Here is a 16,643-nt window from a genome sequence, read left to right as displayed (position 1 = left end):
GCGCAAACCGTCACATTTTCGGGCGACCGCACCTCCCACTAAACTGTTCAGGTGAATGACCAGCTTGAACGCCTGAACCGGCTTCCCCTCCGCAGCAACCTCCGGGGCCTGACGCCCTACGGTGCCCCGCAGCTGGATGTCCCCATCCTCCTCAACGTCAATGAGAACACCCATGGTGTCCCGGCCGACGTCACTGCCGCCATCACGGCGGCTGTCGCGGAGGCTGCCGCCGGCCTTAACCGCTACCCGGACCGGGAGTTCACCGAGCTCCGCAAGGCCCTTGCCGAGTATCTGGGCCACGGCCTGGACGAGGCCAACGTGTGGGCAGCTAACGGCTCCAACGAGGTGCTCCAGCAGATCCTTCAGGCATTTGGCGGTCCGGGCCGCACGGCGCTGGGCTTCCCGCCCACGTACTCCATGTACCCGCTGCTGGCCAGCGGCACGGACACCGGATACATTAAGGGCCAGCGTGAGGACGGGTACGGCCTCAGCGCCGAATCGGCCGCCCGCCAGGTCCGGGAACTGAAGCCCAACATCGTCTTCCTGTGCTCGCCGAACAACCCCACCGGCACCGGCCTCGGGCTGGACGTGGTGGAAGCGGTCTACGAAGCCGGCGCCGAAAGCCATGCCATCGTGATCGTGGACGAGGCCTACCACGAGTTTGCCCACGACGGCACGCCCAGCGCCCTGACGCTGCTGCCCGGGCGGGAGCGGCTGATCGTTTCCCGCACCATGAGCAAGGCGTTCGCGCTGGCCGGCGCCCGGCTGGGATACATGGCAGCCGCCCCGGAAGTGACCGACGCGCTGCGCCTGGTCCGGCTCCCGTACCACCTGTCGGCCATCACCCAGGCAACCGCCCTCGCGGCCCTGCAGCACCGCGAAGCCCTCATGGCGGACGTCGAGGACATCAAAAGGCAGCGCGACCGCATCGTGTCCGAACTGACCCGCATGGGGCTCAAGCCGGCGGCGTCCGACTCCAACTACGTGTTCTTCGGCGGACTGGAGAACCCGCACCGGGTCTGGCAGGAACTGCTGGATGCGGGTGTGCTGATCCGCGACGTCGGCATCCCGGGGCACCTGCGGGTCACTGCCGGCACTGAGACGGAAACCACAGCCTTCCTCACCTCCCTGGAAAGCATCCTTGCCAGCCAGCCGGCCCTTCCCGCCTAGACTTGAAGAACCGGCGCTGGACGCCCTGACCACCCTTCCTGCCACAAAGGACACCTGACCATGACTTCCACCGGATCGAACGCGGCCGCAGCCCGGACCGCACGTATGGAGCGTGCCACCAGCGAGTCGTCCGTGCTCGTGGAAATCAATCTTGACGGTACCGGCGTCTCGGACATCGACACTTCCGTGCCGTTCTACGACCACATGCTCACGGCACTGTGCAAGCACTCGCTGATCGACATGACGGTCAAGGCCACCGGGGACACCCACATCGACGTCCACCACACCGTGGAGGACGTCGCCATCACCTTCGGCGAGGTGCTGCGGACGGCCCTGGGCAACAAGGCGGGCATCCGCCGGTTCGGGGAAGCGACCGTACCGCTGGACGAGGCCCTGGCCAACGCCGTGGTGGACGTCTCGGGACGCCCCTACCTCGTGCACGGCGGCGAGCCCGCCGGCCAGGAATACCACCTGATCGGCGGCCACTTCACCGGCTCCCTGACCCGCCACGTCTTTGAAGCCATCACCCTGCACGCCGGTATCTGCCTGCACATGAACGTCATTGCCGGACGGGACCCCCACCACATTGTGGAAGCCCAGTTCAAGGCGTTCGCCCGTGCCCTCCGTGCAGCCGTCGAACCCGATCCGCGGGTTGAGGGCATCCCGTCCACCAAGGGTGCCCTGTGAGCGGCCAGATCCTGAAGGACGGTGCCATCATCGACCCGTCCGCGTCACGCAAGCCCGCATCCCCGGAGGGGAAGCCCACCGTCACGGTGCTCGACTACGGTTCCGGCAACGTCCGGTCCGCCGTGCGCGCCCTCGAACGGGCCGGCGCGGAGGTCATCCTCAGCGCCAAGCCCGAAGATGTCCTGAACGCCGACGGCCTGGTGGTTCCCGGCGTCGGCGCCTTCGAGACGGTCATGCGCGAGCTCAAGGCCGTGGATGGCATCAGGCTCATCGGCCGCCGGGTGGCAGGCGGACGCCCCGTCCTGGGGATCTGCGTAGGCCTCCAGGTACTTTTCGAGGCCGGCGTCGAGCATGGCACCGAGGCTGAGGGCATCGGCGAATGGCCCGGAAAGGTCGAGCTGCTGCCGGCCGACGTCGTTCCGCACATGGGCTGGAACACCGTCAAGGTACCGGAGGGTTCAAAGCTCTTCGCCGGAGTGGAAGGCGAGCGGTTCTACTTCGTCCACTCCTACGGCGTGCAGGAATGGAACTTCGACGTCATCCAGCCGCTGATGGCCCCTCCGCTGGTGACGTGGTCCGAACACGGCGCGCCCTTTATTGCCGCCGTCGAGAACGGGCCGCTGTGCGCCACGCAGTTCCACCCGGAGAAGTCAGGCGATGCCGGTGCGCGGCTGCTGCGCAACTGGGTGGACGCGCTGCGCCGGCCTACAGAAACCAGCAGTGGCGACCCTGCCGGCGGCGCCTGAATGTGGTCCATCGTGCTGATGGGACTGGCCGGCCTGCTGGTGGGCGGTGCCCTGTCCTTCCGGCAGCAGCACAAGCCCCTGTGGACCCAGGTTTCGTTCTACGTCCTGGCAGCCATGTCCCTGCTCGCCGCCTACCTGCTGACCCTCCCGGGCAACTGACCGGCAACCTGGTAAACGGCTCCGGCCACTGACGCGCCCCGGCACTGTGCCGACAGCCCGGCACCCCACCCAACAACACCAAGGATGAAGATGACCACCGCAAACGATCTGCCGGTACTTGAACTGCTGCCCGCCGTCGACGTCGTCAACGGCCAGGCCGTGCGGCTGGTCCAGGGCGAGGCCGGCAGTGAAACCAGCTACGGAACACCGCTGGAGGCTGCGCTGAACTGGCAGCAGCAGGGCGCCGAGTGGGTGCACCTCGTGGACCTGGACGCCGCCTTCGGCCGCGGCTCCAACGCCGAACTCCTCCGCGAGGTGGTGGGGCAGCTGGACATCAAGGTGGAACTCTCCGGCGGACTGCGGGACGACGAAACCCTCGAAGCCGCCCTTGGCCTCGGCGTCGCCCGGGTTAACCTCGGCACCGCCGCGCTGGAGAACCCGGAGTGGACCCGCCGGGCCATCGAGCGCTTCGGTGACAAAATCGCCGTCGGACTCGACGTGCGCGGGACCACCCTGGCCGGACGTGGCTGGACCAAAGAAGGCGGGGACCTCTGGGACGTCCTGGCCCGCCTCGAGGATGCAGGCTGCTCGCGCTACGTGGTCACCGACGTGACCAAGGACGGCACCCTGCAGGGGCCCAACGTTGAACTGCTGCGCCAGATGGTGGAGAAGACCGGCAAACCCGTCATCGCGTCCGGCGGCATCTCCAGCCTCGATGACCTCAAGGTCCTGCGCTCCCTGGTCCCGCTGGGCGTCGAAGGTGCCATCGTGGGCAAGGCCCTCTATGCCGGCGCCTTCACCCTGCCCGAAGCCCTCGACGTGGCCGGCCGCCGCTAGGCTGCCGGAACCCGACGCGATGGCCAGCAAAGATTCAGGCGCCCCCGCTCCCCGCCACCTTCCCGGCCATATCGCCGCGGCGCTGGCAGGAGCCGGCGGCGCGACCGACTCCGCGGGCCAGCCCTGGGCGGGCCGCAGCCTCGCCGGCGACAACGCGAAGATCCACAATTTCGAGGACGACGACGGTACGGCCAACGCAGGCTACCGCGCCGCCGTCGCGGGCTTGCGTGGGGGAACCGGCGACGAAGCTGCCGTCGTGGCGTCCCTGGCGACGGCGCGGGTCTTCATCCCCATCGTGGCCCAGCTGGCGGAAGAAGCGGAGTCTGACCACGGCCTGCATGCCGACAAGCAGGCAGACATGGCGCTGGTAACGCTCAAAGCCGCCGACGGCAGGACCGCGCTGCCGGCCTTCACGTCAACGGAGGCCCTGAGCGCCTGGCACCCCGATGCCCGCCCGGTGGCTGTCTACGCGGCACGCGCTGCGCTGTCCGCCGTGGCGGAGGGTGCCGACCTCGTGGTCCTGGACCCGGGCGCAGATGTCACTTTCGTAGTTCGCCGGCCGGCCGTGTGGGCGCTGGCCCAGCAGCAGCCCTGGCTGCCCTCCTACGCCGACGAGGAACTGGCGGCCGAGATGGGTGCTGCCGCCGCTGCGTTCCCAACTGTCCGCCGGATCGAGCTCCTGCCGGGCAGGGGAGTGGCTGCCCGGGCAGCCGACGGGACCGTGTTGCCGGGTGGCGGCGCGGGACCGGAACTGCAAGTGGTGCTCTACCTTGAGGGCGGGTTGGACGCCTCAGGCCTGCAGCGCCTGGTGGCTGCGCTGCAGGCCGAGTGGTCCCGGAATGTATTGTTTGGGGAGCGGGTCGATTCGCTCGAGGTCAAGCTGCGGCGCGCCACAGGCTAGTTGTCAGGAGCGGGGCTGCCCCGGGTTCCTGAGGCATACGTAAGGAACCTTTTTCGTGAACTTCGCGCTGTACCGGGAGCTGCTGGCCGTCCGGCCTATTCGGAGGCTTTTGCTGGTGGGCATGGTTGCCCGCATTCCACATTCTGCGGCGGGCGTGCTGCTGACCCTGCACATCGTCCTCACCCTGGGCCAGGGATACGCCGCTGCCGGTGCTGCAGCCGCCGTGATGACGATCGGTATAGCTGTCGGGGCACCATGGCGCGGGCGCCGGGTGGACACCGTCGGCCTCCGGCGTGCACTGGTCCCGTCCGTCATCTCCGAAGCGGTCATCTGGTCCATCGTTCCGCACGTGTCCTACCAGTGGCTCCTGCCGCTGGTGTTCGTCGGCGGCCTGTTGACCCTGCCCATCTTCAGCGTGGTGCGCCAGTCCCTGGGTGTCCTGGCCGACGGCAAGCAGAGGCGCACCGCTTTTGCCCTGGATGCCATCAGCACCGAGATGGTGTTCATGATCGGGCCCGCGGCCGGCGCCGTGGTGGCAACGAGCGGGCACACGACGGCGGGTCTCACGGTCGTGGGCCTGTCCACGTCCCTGGCCGGGCTGTTCCTGATCTGGTTCAACCCGCCCACCCGCAGCCCGGAACAAACCGCTGAATGCGTTGAGGACGAGCAGCACGCAGCAGAAATCGCCGTGGTCTCGGCTGCACCCGCCCACCTGCAGGAAGCCGCGGCGGACCTGCTGCCAGCCGGGGCGGAGCGTGCTCCCGGTGTCAGGGGCAGGGTGGCGCACAGCTTCGCCTGGTTTACACCTGCGGTGGGGGCGGTCTTTGCCGTCGCCGCGGGTGCCGGCATGGTTCTCAGCGGCAGTGACGTGGGCATCGTGGCGGCCCTGGAGATCGGCGGGCATCAAGGCGAGATCGGAATCGTGTTCCTGTTCTGGTGCGCGGCATCCGTGGTGGGCGGCCTGGTCTACGGCGCCATGCACCGGCCTGTCCCGCCCATCCTGCTGCTGCTGGGCATGGCCGCGTTCACCATTCCCATGGGTTTCGCGTCCGGAACCTGGACACTCGCCCTGCTGTCCATCATGCCCGGGCTCCTGTGCGCCCCGGTGCTGTCCGCTGCTTCGGAGAAGGTGGCCGACCTTGTGTCCGAAGAGCGCCGCGGCGAAGCGATGGGTTGGTACGGTTCAGCGCTGACCGCGGGGGTGGCGCTGGGTTCACCGCTGGCGGGTGTCTTCATTGACGGAACGGGACCCTCCGGCGGCTTCGTGTCCGTGGGGGTTGCCGGTGTCATCCTCTGCCTCGCGGGACTGCTCCTGCAGCAGCGCCGGCGGCGCCAGGTCAAGGCCTGACCGGACAACCCGGCTGAAGCCCTGGGGCGTGCAGGCCGGGCCCCACCACCTCGAAGGCCCGCATACCTGCCCAACGTCCTGCGGCGCAGCTTCTTAAAGCGCGACGGCGGGACGACCCCTTGAAGGTCGCCCCGCCGTCGCGCGCTGCGCGGGGGAGTGCTGGGCTAGTTGACTGCGCCCGTGAACTTTTCGCCCGGACCCTTGCCTGGAGCATCCTGGATCAGCGACTCTTCACGGAACGCCAGCTGCAGGGAGCGGAGGCCGTCGCGCAAGGGACCTGCGTGCTGCGATCCGATTTCCGGGGCGGCGGCCGTTACCAACCCGGCCAGGGCGGTGATGAGTTTGCGGGCCTCGTCCAGGTCCTTCAGGTCGGCGGCGTTCTCTTCCGCGGCCAGGCCGAGCTTGACGGCGGCGGCGGACATCAAGTGGACGGCAGCGGTGGTGATGACCTCGATGGCCGGAACTTCAGAGATGTCCCGGACCTGCTGGGACACGTCGGCGGAGTTGCCGGCGCTGTCCTGGGCAGGCTCGAAAACGTATGAATTACTGTCTGGGGTGCTCATACTGGTAAGCTTGACACAGACCGACTGAATGTCGTTATTTCAGAGATCGCCCTCACAGGCCAGGTTCCCACCAGTGCTATTCGGCGCTGACGGGAATTTTCTCTGTAGAATGGCATGCAGTTTGCAAGCGGAGTTCTCTCCCACCCGCGTCAGCCGTTGTTCCGTCAGGATTCTGTGGAACGCAAGGTTGCCGGGTACACGGTTGGGCATTGGTTCGGCAGTTCGCCGACCCAATGCATGCAGGCCCGTCCCGGGCCCGGCAGTACCAACCTGACATGAGGCCTTCGATTGCTCCGGCAATTGGGGGCCTTCTCTATTTGCCGGGATACAACAACAAAAACAGGAGCTTTAACATTAGCGAGCCAAGAATCAATGAGCGTATCCGCGTCCCCGAGGTGCGGCTGGTCGGCCCTGCAGGTGAACAGGTAGGAATCGTCCGTATTGAGGATGCCCTGCGTCTGGCTGCCGAGTCCGACCTTGATCTCGTTGAAGTTGCACCTCAGGCGAAGCCTCCGGTGTGCAAGCTGATGGACTTCGGCAAGTACAAGTACGAAGCCGCGGTCAAGGCACGCGAAGCCCGGAAGAACCAGACGAACACCGTTCTGAAGGAAATCCGCTTCCGCCTGAAGATCGACACCCACGACTACGAGACCAAGCGCGGGCACGCACTGCGCTTCCTCGGTGCCGGGGACAAGGTCAAGGCCATGATCCAGTTCCGCGGCCGTGAGCAGCAGCGTCCGGAGATGGGCATCCGCCTGCTCCAGCGCTTCGCAGATGACGTCGCTGAAGTTGGCGTGGTTGAGTCCAGCCCCCGCATTGACGGCCGCAACATGGTCATGGTGGTTGGTCCGCTGAAGAACAAGGCAGAAGCGAAGGCGGAGGCCCGCCGCGCCACCCAGCGCGCCGAAGCCAAGGCCGAGAATGAAGCCAAGGCCGCGGGCCGGGTAGACACGTCCGGCAAGGACGATGCTCCCATGACCCAGTCACTGGCGGATCTGCTGCCCGAAGGCTTCACTCTTTCCACCGAGGCGGAAGCTCCGGTCGAGGCTGAGCAGGCACCTGCGGAAGCACCCGAAGAGGTTGTTGCCGAGGCTCCGGCCAAGGCTGCCGAAGCAGCTCCCAAGGAGGAAGCTCCCAAGCAGGAGGCTCCGAAGCGGGAAGCTCCCAAGCAGGAGGCTCCCAAGCAGGAAGCTCCCAAGCAGGAAGCCCCGAAGGCTGCAGCCCCGGCGCCCAAGCAGGAAGCCCCGAAGGCTGCAGCCCCGGCGCCCAAGCCGGTGGCGGCTCCCAAGCCTGCAGCTGTTCCGGCTCCGCCGAAGCCGGTGGCCAGGCCCGCTGCACCGAAGCCGGCCGCACGTCCTGCCCCGAAGGCAGCACCGAAGCCGTCGGGTAAGAAGACCACTTAGTCCACAGCTGCCGACGGCTCAGGCCATCGGCAGACAGCAACCAGCAGGCCGCCCCCGGGCGGCTGCGCGATAGAGCTGCAGGCATAGCCTGCGGATACGTAAGGAGATCGGTTCCCATGCCGAAGATGAAGACCCACAGCGGTGCTAAGAAGCGCTTCAAGTTGACCGGCAGTGGCAAGCTGCGCCGCCAGCAGGCCAACCGCCGCCACTACCTCGAGCACAAGTCCTCCAGGCTGACCCGCCGCCTCGCCGGCGACAAGATCGTCTTCAAGGGCGACGCCAAGGTCATCCGGAAGATGCTCGGCATCTAATTTCCAAGTTCTCTGGCTGACTGCCGTCCGGTAGTCGGTCAATTGCCAAAAAGCCTTCTCAGGCCACCGGAACATCCGGTGACAGATGCTTGGGATCAGATTTTCGAAGGAGTACGCACGTGGCACGTGTGAAGAGGGCGGTCAACGCCCACAAGAAGCGCCGGGTTATCCTTGAACGCGCAAAGGGCTACCGTGGACAGCGTTCACGCCTGTACCGCAAGGCCAAAGAGCAGCTGCTGCACTCGTTTGTGTACAGCTACGGCGACCGCAAGAAGAAGAAGGGCGACTTCCGCCGCCTGTGGATCCAGCGCATCAACGCGGCTTCCCGCGCCAACGGCCTGACCTACAACCGCCTGATCCAGGGCCTGAAGGCCGCTGAGGTCGAGGTTGACCGCCGCATGCTGGCTGAACTGGCCGTCTCCGACGCCAACGCCTTCGCTGCGCTGGTCAAGGTTGCCAAGGACTCGCTGCCTGCCGACACCTCCGCTCCCGCTGTCCAGGCCGAGGCTGCACCGGCCAAGAAGCCTGCTGCCAAGAAGGCCGCGGCCAAGAAGCCTGCCGCCAAGAAGGCCGCCGCTGACGAGGCTGCCGAGTAGTACCCCGAACGACGCGTTCAAGAACCGGCAGCGAGAGCTACTAAGGTTCTTATATGAACGAAACCGGGCGCCCGCAAGACTTTCCACTTTCCAATCCTCGAGCTGATCGGGTGAGGAAGGTGGCACAGCTTGCCGGGCGCCCGGCCCGTTTAAAACGCCGGGAGTTCCTGGCGGAGGGGCCGCAGGCCGTGCGCGAAGCCCTGGTGCTCCACCAAGAGAGGCTTGCCGCGGGGGAGCCCGGCATTGTCTATGAGGTTTACGCGAGCGAGTCCTGCCTGGACCGGCACCCCGACTTGGAAGCTCTCGCTGAGGGCACCACCGCCTACCTGGCCAATGATGAGGTTCTCGCCGCGATGGCGGACACGGTGACCCCGCAGGGCATTCTCGCGGTCTGCGGATTCCTCGACGTGACCCTCGACCAGGTGCTCGACGCCGGCCCGCAGCTCGTTGCAGTGCTCTGCCAGGTCCGCGACCCCGGCAACGCCGGCACCGTGCTCCGGGCCGCCGACGCGGCCGGCGCCGACGCCGTCATCCTGACTGCATCCAGCGTCGATATCTACAACCCCAAGGCCGTCCGCTCGACTGTGGGATCCCTCTTCCACCTGCCCGTGGTGCTGGGCGCAGAGATCGAGGAACTGGTGGCGCGGTGCAAGGAACGTGGTCTTGGGGTCCTTGCCGCGGACGGCCAGGGCCAGCTGAACCTCGACCAGCTGCAGGACCAGAGCGCTGCCCGGCGTCTTGGGGCTGCCTCGACGGGTTCGGAGTACCCACTTGAGAGTCCCACCGCCTGGCTGTTCGGAAACGAGGCGCAGGGGCTCTCCGCGGCAGAGCTTGAACTGGCTGACCACCGCGTGGCCGTGCCCGTCTACGGAGCCGCCGAAAGCCTGAACCTCGGAACGGCTGCCACCGTCTGCCTGTACGCGAGTGCCAGGTCCCAGCGCAACTGACGCCTGTTGCCTCGGAACAATTTCATAAAGCCTCCGGACAAAAGTAAAGGCCCCGGAAGATCCGGGGCCCTGGACAGCGGCAGATTCCGCTAACGGTGCCTTCTAGGGTGCGCGGGTTGCCTTGCCCCGGCCAGTGATTGCTCCGTAGATGCCGGCGACCACCAAGCCGCCAACAATAGCGAGAATCCAAGTGCCGAGGTCGAAGAAGCCAAGATCGCCCCGGTTGAACAGGAGGCTGCCAATCCAGCCGCCTACGATGGCGCCCACCACACCCAGAACCAGGCTGGTGACCCAACCGCCGCCGACCCTGCCGGGCATGACGGCTTTAACAATGGCCCCAACGATGAGGCCGAGAATAATCCAAGCAAGAAAACCCATGTTTCCTCCTCATATATTCACGGGCACGTGATGGTCCCGATGAGGCTCAAGCTAACATAACGGGCCCGTAAAGTCAGCAGGTGCGGGCCTTGTGCCTGCTGCATGCGGGGGAGCACCGTGGGTACGGTATGCATGGCCGGAAAACGAAGCCGGACCGGTGATGCGACTATCCCGAACCCTGGAGGGGACTACCGTGGCTGCACATGGCGGAAACAAGGCGATCATTGCGGCACTGGCCGCCAACCTGTCCATCGCGGCTTTGAAGTTCGTCGCCTACTTCCTGACCAGGTCATCATCAATGCTTGCCGAGGCGATCCACTCCGTCGCCGATTCCGGAAACCAGCTCCTCCTGCTGGTGGGCGGCAAGAAGTCGCAGCGTGCCGCCAGTCCCCAGCACCCCTTCGGGTACGGACGTGAGCGCTATATCTACGCCTTCATCGTCTCCATAGTGCTGTTCAGCGTCGGTGGACTCTTCGCCCTCTTTGAGGCCTGGGAAAAGTTCCGCGATCCGCACGCGATCGAAGGGGACTTCTGGTGGGTTCCGCTGGCCGTCCTGGTGGGTGCCATCCTTGCCGAGGGCTTTTTCCTTCCGGACGGCGATCCGCGAATCCAACCGCTCCCGCGGCTCGCAGTCCTGGGTGAGGTTCGTCCGCAGCGCCAAGCAGCCGGAGTTGCCGGTGATCCTCCTCGAGGATTTCGGCGCACTGCTGGGACTGGCGTTCGCACTGATCGGCGTCGGAATGACTATCCTGACCGGCAACGGACTGTGGGATGCCGCGGGAACGGCCATGATCGGCCTGCTGCTGGTCGCCATCGCTGTTGTGCTTGCGCTGGAAACCAAGTCACTGCTCGTGGGGGAGTCCGCCACGCGGCAGGACGTCGAAAGGATCACGGCTGCCATCGAGTCCGATGGCGGCCGGCTGATCCACCTTAAGACGCTGCACCTTGGACCGGAAGAACTTCTGGTGGCGGCCAAGATAGCCGTCAGCAGGTCCTCCACGGGGGAGCAGATCGCCACGGCGATCGACGCCACGGAGGAAAGGATCCGGACCGCTGTTCCCATAGCGCGCGTGATCTACCTGGAGCCTGACCTGCAGCGGACTTCCGCGCTGGAAGACCGCTAGCTCCGCGGGCTTACCGGCTGCTGCGCCTGCCGGAACCTGGGTTCAGGCCGTCACCGGCTTCCGGCGTTCCAACACACCACTGAGGACGGCGACGCCGAAGCCCAGGACCGCCAGGACAGCACCTACCAGCGCGGGCGCCACATAGCCCCACCCGAGGGCGATGACGAGGCCGCCGAGGAAGGCGCCCAGGGCATTGGCGACATTCAGCGCCGCGTGGTTCAGCGACGACGCCAGCGACGGGGCATCGGGGGAGGCATCCAGCAGCCGGGTCTGCAGTGCGGGGATCAGCATGGACCCGGAGGCGCCCACCACAAAAACCATGAGCAGTGCCGACCACGGCCAGTGCACCGCCACGGCGTAGACCACGAGGGCAACTGCGATGACGGGCAGAACCTTGTACAGGGTTCCCATCACCGACTTGTCGGCGAGCCTTCCGCCCACCAAGTTGCCTGCCACCATGCCCAGGCCGTACAGGGCCACCACCAGGGGAATCAGCGACGACGGGATCCCGGCCACCATGGTCATGGTGTGGGCGATGTAGGTGTAGGTAGCGAAGAAGCCCCCAAAACCCACCACGCCGATGAGGATGGCCAGCCACACCTGAAGCCGCTTCAAAGCGCCGAGCTCACGCCTGATGCTCGCATCAGGGTGGGCAGCCTGGAAGGGTACAAAGCGCCAGACCATTGCCAGGGTCAGCAGCCCGATGAAACCAACCAGGACGAAAAGCAGCCGCCAGCCGTAAGTCTGCCCGAGCCAGGTGGCGAACGGCACGCCCACCACGTTGGAGATGCTCAGTCCGGCCATCACCATCGAAATCGCCCAGCCCCGGCGGGTGGGCGGAACGAGGGACGCGGCGATGACCGCCGCAACACCGAAGAACGCGCCGTGCGGAAGGCCAGCGGCGAAGCGCGACACCAGCATGGTGCCGTAGTCGGGAGCCACGAACGATGCCAGGTTTGCCACCGTAAAGAACAGCAGCAGGCCCAGGGCGAGTTGTTTGCGAGGCAGCCGCGCACCAACAGCAGCCAGCAGCGGTGCTCCCACCACCACACCCAGGGCGTAGGCGGAAATCAGATGGCCGGCCTCCGGCGTGCTGATGCCCAGGCCCTGCTCCACCTCTTTCAGCAGGCCCATCATGGTGAACTCGGTAACACCGATGCCGACGCCGCCCATGGCCAGCGAAAGAATCGCCAGCGCCAGGTTGCGGGACGTCAGTGGGCCCGCCGTGGACGTTTTGGTGGCGCTGCTCATAAGCCTGCTTTCCGAAGTGGATTGCTGATGGAAGAAACACATGCCACGACGGTGGGGCTGCACGGCCCGGATGAACCACGGGCCCGGATTTGGTCAACTGCTTCCCGGAGACGGATATTCCCCGGGAAGCCCGGCCGGTGTTCCCATTGTCCCCCATAGACTGGAGCGGTGACTGAACTGATACAGGTGGTGGGCGGTGCGGTGGTGGACCGGCTGGCCCGGCCGTCCATGCTGCTGGTGGCCAGGCGCAATGCGCCCGAAAAATTGGCCGGCCTGTGGGAGTTCCCCGGTGGCAAGGTGGAGCCCGGGGAGGAACCCGAGGCCGCTCTCCGGCGGGAGTTGCTGGAGGAGCTCGGCGTCGTTGTCCGCCTGGGGGCGGAGCTTCCTGCTGACGGACCCGGCGGCTGGCCGCTAAGTGACCGTGCCGCCATGCGCGTCTGGTCTGCAGAGGTTACCGCCGGTGAGCCCCGTCCGCTGGAGGACCATGACCAGTTGCGCTGGCTTCCCCTCGACGACCCGGATGCCGTCCTGGCGTTGCCGTGGATACCGGCGGACTTCCCGATTGTCCGTGCATTGCTCGCTTCCCTGGCCGTTCCGGCCGACGGGCGCTGAACTAGAAGAGGGCCTGCTGAGCGCCCGCAGCACCACCGTGCGGGGCGGAAGCGCCTGCACCGTGCCCCTGCCGTGCTTCGGGAATGATGCCTGCGGGATATTCGGCTTCCTCGTCGCGGGGAACAAGGTCCCGGTGGCTGAACCCGGACGAGAAGGCAAAGCCGTGCCGTGCCTTGAAGTAGCGCACCTTGCCCGCCAGCCAGGTTCTGTACTCCTGGGACGCGTAGGAGCCTGACCCATAAAGGCGGCGGTAGCGGCCAGCCAGCTCCGGATGGTTCGCGGCGATCCACTTCATGAACCATTCCCGCGTGCCGGGTTTGAGGTACAGGGCGCCCGCGCTGACGCCGGTGGCTCCGACTGAGGCCAGCGAAGCGAAAAGGGCGTCCAGGGCTTCGTCGCTGTCCGAGAGCCACGGCAGGATGGGCATCGCCATGACGCCGCACGGAAGACCCGCCTCCCGGAGCCTGGAAACGAGCTTGAGCCGTGCCCGCGGACCCGGCGTTCCAGGTTCTATGGCCTCGGAAAGGGCCTCGTCCGTCATGGCCAGTGAAATGCCCAGGCCTACAGGGACCTGTGCTGCCGCGCTCTTCAGCAACGGAATGTCCCGCGCCAGCAGCGTTCCCTTGGTCAGGATTGACAGGGGAGTGCCGGAGTCGGCCAGGGCAGCAATGATGCCGGGCATCAGCCGGTACCTGCCCTCCGCACGCTGGTAGGGGTCGGTGTTGGTTCCCAGTGCCACCTGCGGCCGAGTCCAGGAGGGCCTGGCCAACTCCTTGCGCAGGACGTCCGCCGCGTTAACCTTGACCACCACCTGGCTGTCGAAGTCCACGCCTGCGTCAAAATCGAGGTAGGTGTGGCTCTTGCGGGCAAAGCAGTAAACGCAGGCGTGACTGCAGCCGCGGTACGGATTCACGGTCCACTCAAACGGCATCTTTGAACCGGCCGGCACCCTGTTCAGCACGGATTTTGCGGTGACCTCGTGGAAGGTGATGCCCGCGAACTCCGGCGTGGTGACGGAACGGACCAAGCCGGCAAGCGGAAGTAGTGCGGGGGTGGCAGCAGAACCGTCCCCGGGTGCCTGCAGCAGTGCCTGCGCGTCCCATCTCATGCCTTCATTCGAAAACATGTTCGAATGAAAGTCAAGGCGGCGCCGCCTGTTACTGCCCGGCTCTGAGCTCCCACACCACGGTGACAGCCGCTTCCACCCGGCTTTCCCCGGGCTCCACGGACACGCTTTCGGCCGCGGCCATGCGCTGGATTCCCGCCACGGGAACGGGGCCCTGCCCCGCGGCGAGCTCGGACACGGACAGGACACTGCCCAGCGTGGCAGAGGCAAGGGCGGCGTACTGTGCGGCAGCGGCCCTGGCGTCCTCCCATGCGGCCGCGCGGGCACGCTCTTTCACCGCGGACGGATCGGAGAGTGAGAAGGTCAGGCCGTTGAGCCGGACATCATTGCCACCGGCAGCAGTGGCGTCGGCGATCATCCGCGAAGCGGCCGCCACGTCCCGCAGTTGCACAGCAAGGGTGCTGGCAGCGACGTACCCCGCGACCCGCTGGCCTTCGCCCTCCCGCCACACGAGATCTGCCCTGACGTTCAGCCCGGCCGTCCGCAGGTCCGCTGCGGCAACGCGATGCCCACGGAAGGCTGCTGTGACGGCCGCCAGTGCGCTCCCTGCAGCAGAGTAGGCAGCCTCGACGGAGTCGCGGCGGCATTCCACGCCGATGGAAACAACTGCCACATCCGGGGCAGCGTCCGCCCAGCCTGACCCGGTGACGGTCACGCTGCCATCACGCATGGGTGCGGGGGTGTCTGCCGGCGTCACGACCAGGCCCGCTTTCCGTGTACCGGATAGCCGCCCGCCAGCAGGCCAGCCCGCCGCTCAAAGACGTTGCCCGTCCCCGGATTGCCGGTCCGCAGCATCGACCACCCCGCGGCCAGCAGGTATAGCGGGATGAAGGGAAGGCCCAGGCACCAGGCGTATTGGGAGCAGTGCTTCTCCTCGTGCCCCAGCAGCTCGGGCCGGTCCAGCATGGCTTCGGCCGGGCAGCGGCACAGCACCACGTTGCCCAGGGTGAAGGCCCCGGCAACCGGCAACGGCCACCCATAACCGGCGGCCAGGACCAGGCCGCGCGGACCGCGCTGCAGGCGGGTACGGGCAGCCCCGGCCACGGCCAGGCCCAACAGCGTGCTGCCGTTAGCCAGGTTGGCTGCCTGCCTGGCCCGCTGGCCGGCTGTCAGGGAGTGCCGGTGCAAGGGGTGGCCGCGCAGGAACCGGCGCCGCAAGTTTTGCAGGCGCAGGTACCGCACGCGTCCGGGGCGCTGCCGCAATGTCATGAGGACATGGTAGCCGGAGCGTTCTACTAGACTGGAGGGCAGTGGTTGCCGGTTTTCCGGCTGGCCCTGCCCTGGTCATTGAATGCACCGGATTGCAGAACTGAATCCGCGGGCATTCATCCATGACCTGCCAGTGACGGACGCGCCGCCGGGAAACCGTGCAGGCTGCCCTGTTCGCCGGCAGCCAACGAACTCGTAGCTAAGAACAGTAGATGACTGAAACTTTGCCGGGCGATGCCATCCCGAACCCCACGGATGAAGCCGCCATCAACGCCGCTGTAGACCAGGCCGTCACCGCCATCGCCGGTGCAGCCACCCTTGACGAGCTGAAGGCGGTGAGGCTTGCGCATACGGGGGAGAAGTCCCCGCTCAGCCTGGCCAACCGTGAAATCGGCAGGCTCCCCAAGGACCAGAAGGCGCTCGCCGGGAAGCTGATGGGCGCGTCCCGCGGCCGGGTCAACAAGGCGCTCGCCGACCGTACCGCGGTCCTGGAAGCCGAGAACGACGCCCGGATCCTCCTCGAAGAGACCGTGGACGTCACCGCCGCGCCCCGCCGTCGTCGTGCCGGCGCCCGGCACCCGCTGTCCACCCTGCAGGACCGCGTTTCGGACATTTTCGTGGGCATGGGCTGGGAAATCGCAGAAGGCCCGGAGGTGGAATCGGAATGGTTCAACTTCGACGCCCTGAACTTCAAGCCGGACCACCCGGCGCGGGAAATGCAGGACACGTTCTTCGTGGAGCCGCCCGAGGCACACCTCCTCATGCGCACGCACACGTCCCCGGTCCAGGTCCGTTCCATGCTGGAACGCGATCTGCCCATCTACGTCCTGTGCCCGGGCAAGGTGTTCCGCACCGATGAACTCGACGCCACGCACACGCCGGTGTTCCACCAGTTCGAGGGCCTGGCCATCGACAAGGGACTGTCCATGGCAGACCTGCTCGGCACCCTGGAGCACTTCACCCGCCAGATGTTCGGCGACGAAGCGAAGGTCAGGCTGCGGCCCAACTACTTCCCGTTCACCGAGCCGTCCGCGGAGCTGGACATCTTCCACCCGGGCGCCAAGGGCGGTCCGCGCTGGATCGAATGGGGCGGCTGCGGCATGGTCAACCCCAACGTCCTCCGTGCTGCCGGCATCGACCCGGATATCTATTCAGGTTTCGCCTTCGGCATGGGCATTGAGCGTGCCCTCATGTTCCGCAACGAGGTCAGCGACATGCGCGACATGATCGAAGGCGATGTACGTTTCAGCGAGCACTTCGGGATGGAGATCTAAC

19 protein-coding genes and 1 pseudogene are annotated in these 16,643 nt (G+C 66.5%); 14 read left to right on the top strand and 6 right to left on the bottom strand.

Annotation, left to right across the window (positions count from 1 at the left end):
• Window positions 1–51 precede the first annotated feature (51 nt).
• The 7 genes from QE394_RS01745 (at window position 52) to QE394_RS01715 (ending at window position 5,848) form a co-directional block, all read left to right on the top strand.
• Window positions 52–1,170, top strand: a complete 1,119-nt coding sequence (locus QE394_RS01745) for a histidinol-phosphate transaminase (protein ID WP_349033590.1) — start codon at window positions 52–54, stop codon at window positions 1,168–1,170.
• 60 nt (window positions 1,171–1,230) lie between these two features.
• Window positions 1,231–1,857 carry an imidazoleglycerol-phosphate dehydratase HisB gene (gene hisB / locus QE394_RS01740; RefSeq protein WP_015936684.1) on the top strand — a complete coding sequence of 209 codons (627 nt, stop codon included), beginning with the start codon at window positions 1,231–1,233 and terminating at the stop codon, window positions 1,855–1,857.
• Complete coding sequence (gene hisH / locus QE394_RS01735) at window positions 1,854–2,603, top strand: imidazole glycerol phosphate synthase subunit HisH (protein WP_056083274.1); 750 nt, start codon at window positions 1,854–1,856, stop codon at window positions 2,601–2,603. Before hisB ends, hisH begins: the two co-directional genes overlap by 4 nt.
• Complete coding sequence (locus tag QE394_RS01730) at window positions 2,604–2,762, top strand: hypothetical protein (protein WP_200937892.1); 159 nt, start codon at window positions 2,604–2,606, stop codon at window positions 2,760–2,762. It begins immediately after the preceding gene.
• Between the two features lie 90 nt (window positions 2,763–2,852).
• Entirely contained in the window at window positions 2,853–3,599 is a 747-nt protein-coding gene (gene priA, locus QE394_RS01725; protein WP_045730334.1) for a bifunctional 1-(5-phosphoribosyl)-5-((5-phosphoribosylamino)methylideneamino)imidazole-4-carboxamide isomerase/phosphoribosylanthranilate isomerase PriA, read from the top strand.
• Window positions 3,600–3,618: 19 nt separating this feature from the next.
• A complete protein-coding gene (locus QE394_RS01720) occupies window positions 3,619–4,500 on the top strand; it encodes an SseB family protein (protein WP_349033589.1) in 882 nt (293 codons plus the stop codon).
• Window positions 4,501–4,555: 55 nt separating this feature from the next.
• Window positions 4,556–5,848, top strand: coding sequence for an MFS transporter (locus tag QE394_RS01715; RefSeq protein ID WP_056083268.1), 1,293 nt, complete (start codon window positions 4,556–4,558; stop codon window positions 5,846–5,848).
• Window positions 5,849–6,012: 164 nt separating this feature from the next.
• Here QE394_RS01715 and QE394_RS01710 read toward each other — a convergent pair whose 3' ends face one another.
• On the bottom strand, window positions 6,013–6,411 hold the full coding sequence (locus QE394_RS01710; RefSeq protein ID WP_261620795.1) for a DUF1844 domain-containing protein: 399 nt from the start codon (window positions 6,409–6,411) through the stop codon (window positions 6,013–6,015).
• Window positions 6,412–6,686: 275 nt separating this feature from the next.
• Here QE394_RS01710 and infC point away from each other — a divergent pair, with 275 nt between their 5' ends.
• From infC to QE394_RS01690, 4 genes are all read left to right on the top strand, one after another.
• Complete coding sequence (gene infC, locus QE394_RS01705; protein WP_349033588.1) at window positions 6,687–7,814, top strand: translation initiation factor IF-3; 1,128 nt, start codon at window positions 6,687–6,689, stop codon at window positions 7,812–7,814.
• 116 nt (window positions 7,815–7,930) lie between these two features.
• Window positions 7,931–8,125 (top strand): 50S ribosomal protein L35, encoded by a 195-nt coding sequence (gene rpmI / locus QE394_RS01700; RefSeq protein WP_009358635.1) that lies wholly within the window; start codon window positions 7,931–7,933, stop codon window positions 8,123–8,125.
• Window positions 8,126–8,244: 119 nt separating this feature from the next.
• Window positions 8,245–8,721, top strand: coding sequence for a 50S ribosomal protein L20 (rplT, locus tag QE394_RS01695; RefSeq protein ID WP_056083259.1), 477 nt, complete (start codon window positions 8,245–8,247; stop codon window positions 8,719–8,721).
• Between the two features lie 53 nt (window positions 8,722–8,774).
• Window positions 8,775–9,668 (top strand): RNA methyltransferase, encoded by an 894-nt coding sequence (locus QE394_RS01690; RefSeq protein ID WP_349033587.1) that lies wholly within the window; start codon window positions 8,775–8,777, stop codon window positions 9,666–9,668.
• A gap of 102 nt (window positions 9,669–9,770) precedes the next feature.
• Here QE394_RS01690 and QE394_RS01685 read toward each other — a convergent pair whose 3' ends face one another.
• On the bottom strand, window positions 9,771–10,046 hold the full coding sequence (locus QE394_RS01685; protein WP_015936694.1) for a GlsB/YeaQ/YmgE family stress response membrane protein: 276 nt from the start codon (window positions 10,044–10,046) through the stop codon (window positions 9,771–9,773).
• Window positions 10,047–10,239: 193 nt separating this feature from the next.
• Between QE394_RS01685 and QE394_RS01680 the strand changes: the two are divergent.
• Window positions 10,240–11,170, top strand: a pseudogene (locus tag QE394_RS01680) (cation diffusion facilitator family transporter).
• A gap of 42 nt (window positions 11,171–11,212) precedes the next feature.
• Here QE394_RS01680 and QE394_RS01675 read toward each other — a convergent pair.
• Window positions 11,213–12,421 (bottom strand): MFS transporter, encoded by a 1,209-nt coding sequence (locus QE394_RS01675; RefSeq protein ID WP_349033586.1) that lies wholly within the window; start codon window positions 12,419–12,421, stop codon window positions 11,213–11,215.
• Window positions 12,422–12,589: 168 nt separating this feature from the next.
• On the opposite strand from QE394_RS01675, the gene QE394_RS01670 reads away from it, so the two are divergent.
• Window positions 12,590–13,033 (top strand): (deoxy)nucleoside triphosphate pyrophosphohydrolase, encoded by a 444-nt coding sequence (locus QE394_RS01670; RefSeq protein ID WP_349033585.1) that lies wholly within the window; start codon window positions 12,590–12,592, stop codon window positions 13,031–13,033.
• A gap of 1 nt (window position 13,034) precedes the next feature.
• Here the strand turns inward: QE394_RS01670 and QE394_RS01665 are convergent, their stop codons facing one another.
• Genes QE394_RS01665 through QE394_RS01655 form a run of 3 tightly spaced genes read right to left on the bottom strand, consistent with a single transcriptional unit; the run spans window position 13,035 to window position 15,272 of the window.
• The gene (locus tag QE394_RS01665; RefSeq protein WP_349033584.1) at window positions 13,035–14,141 is read right to left on the bottom strand and encodes an Rv2578c family radical SAM protein; all 1,107 of its coding nucleotides are present in this window, start codon (window positions 14,139–14,141) and stop codon (window positions 13,035–13,037) included.
• A 49-nt stretch (window positions 14,142–14,190) separates the two neighbouring features.
• Window positions 14,191–14,829 carry an SIMPL domain-containing protein gene (locus tag QE394_RS01660; protein WP_349033583.1) on the bottom strand — a complete coding sequence of 213 codons (639 nt, stop codon included), beginning with the start codon at window positions 14,827–14,829 and terminating at the stop codon, window positions 14,191–14,193.
• Between the two features lie 23 nt (window positions 14,830–14,852).
• A complete protein-coding gene (locus QE394_RS01655; RefSeq protein WP_349035356.1) occupies window positions 14,853–15,272 on the bottom strand; it encodes a hypothetical protein in 420 nt (139 codons plus the stop codon).
• 308 nt (window positions 15,273–15,580) lie between these two features.
• Between QE394_RS01655 and pheS the strand changes: the two genes are divergently transcribed.
• On the top strand, window positions 15,581–16,642 hold the full coding sequence (gene pheS, locus QE394_RS01650) for a phenylalanine--tRNA ligase subunit alpha (protein ID WP_261620790.1): 1,062 nt from the start codon (window positions 15,581–15,583) through the stop codon (window positions 16,640–16,642).
• The last annotated feature ends 1 nt before the right edge of the window (window position 16,643 follow it).

It is taken from the genome of Pseudarthrobacter sp. SORGH_AS 212 (assembly GCF_030818145.1).
Lineage (GTDB): Bacteria > Actinomycetota > Actinomycetes > Actinomycetales > Micrococcaceae > Arthrobacter.
The sequence above is the reverse complement of the archived record's forward strand: the minus strand, read 5'-3'. Positions and strand labels throughout refer to the sequence as shown.

Coding starts and splice junctions, on each gene's coding strand:
- pheS (WP_261620790.1), top strand. CDS start 15,581: ATGACTGAAACTTTGCCGGGCGATGCCATCCCGAACCCCACGGATGAA.
- QE394_RS01660 (WP_349033583.1), bottom strand. CDS start 14,829: ATGCGTGATGGCAGCGTGACCGTCACCGGGTCAGGCTGGGCGGACGCT.
- QE394_RS01665 (WP_349033584.1), bottom strand. CDS start 14,141: ATGAGATGGGACGCGCAGGCACTGCTGCAGGCACCCGGGGACGGTTCT.
- rpmI (WP_009358635.1), top strand. CDS start 7,931: ATGCCGAAGATGAAGACCCACAGCGGTGCTAAGAAGCGCTTCAAGTTG.
- infC (WP_349033588.1), top strand. CDS start 6,687: ATGAGGCCTTCGATTGCTCCGGCAATTGGGGGCCTTCTCTATTTGCCG.
- priA (WP_045730334.1), top strand. CDS start 2,853: ATGACCACCGCAAACGATCTGCCGGTACTTGAACTGCTGCCCGCCGTC.
- QE394_RS01675 (WP_349033586.1), bottom strand. CDS start 12,421: ATGAGCAGCGCCACCAAAACGTCCACGGCGGGCCCACTGACGTCCCGC.
- QE394_RS01730 (WP_200937892.1), top strand. CDS start 2,604: ATGTGGTCCATCGTGCTGATGGGACTGGCCGGCCTGCTGGTGGGCGGT.
- QE394_RS01690 (WP_349033587.1), top strand. CDS start 8,775: ATGAACGAAACCGGGCGCCCGCAAGACTTTCCACTTTCCAATCCTCGA.
- hisB (WP_015936684.1), top strand. CDS start 1,231: ATGACTTCCACCGGATCGAACGCGGCCGCAGCCCGGACCGCACGTATG.
- QE394_RS01720 (WP_349033589.1), top strand. CDS start 3,619: ATGGCCAGCAAAGATTCAGGCGCCCCCGCTCCCCGCCACCTTCCCGGC.
- QE394_RS01685 (WP_015936694.1), bottom strand. CDS start 10,046: ATGGGTTTTCTTGCTTGGATTATTCTCGGCCTCATCGTTGGGGCCATT.
- QE394_RS01710 (WP_261620795.1), bottom strand. CDS start 6,411: ATGAGCACCCCAGACAGTAATTCATACGTTTTCGAGCCTGCCCAGGAC.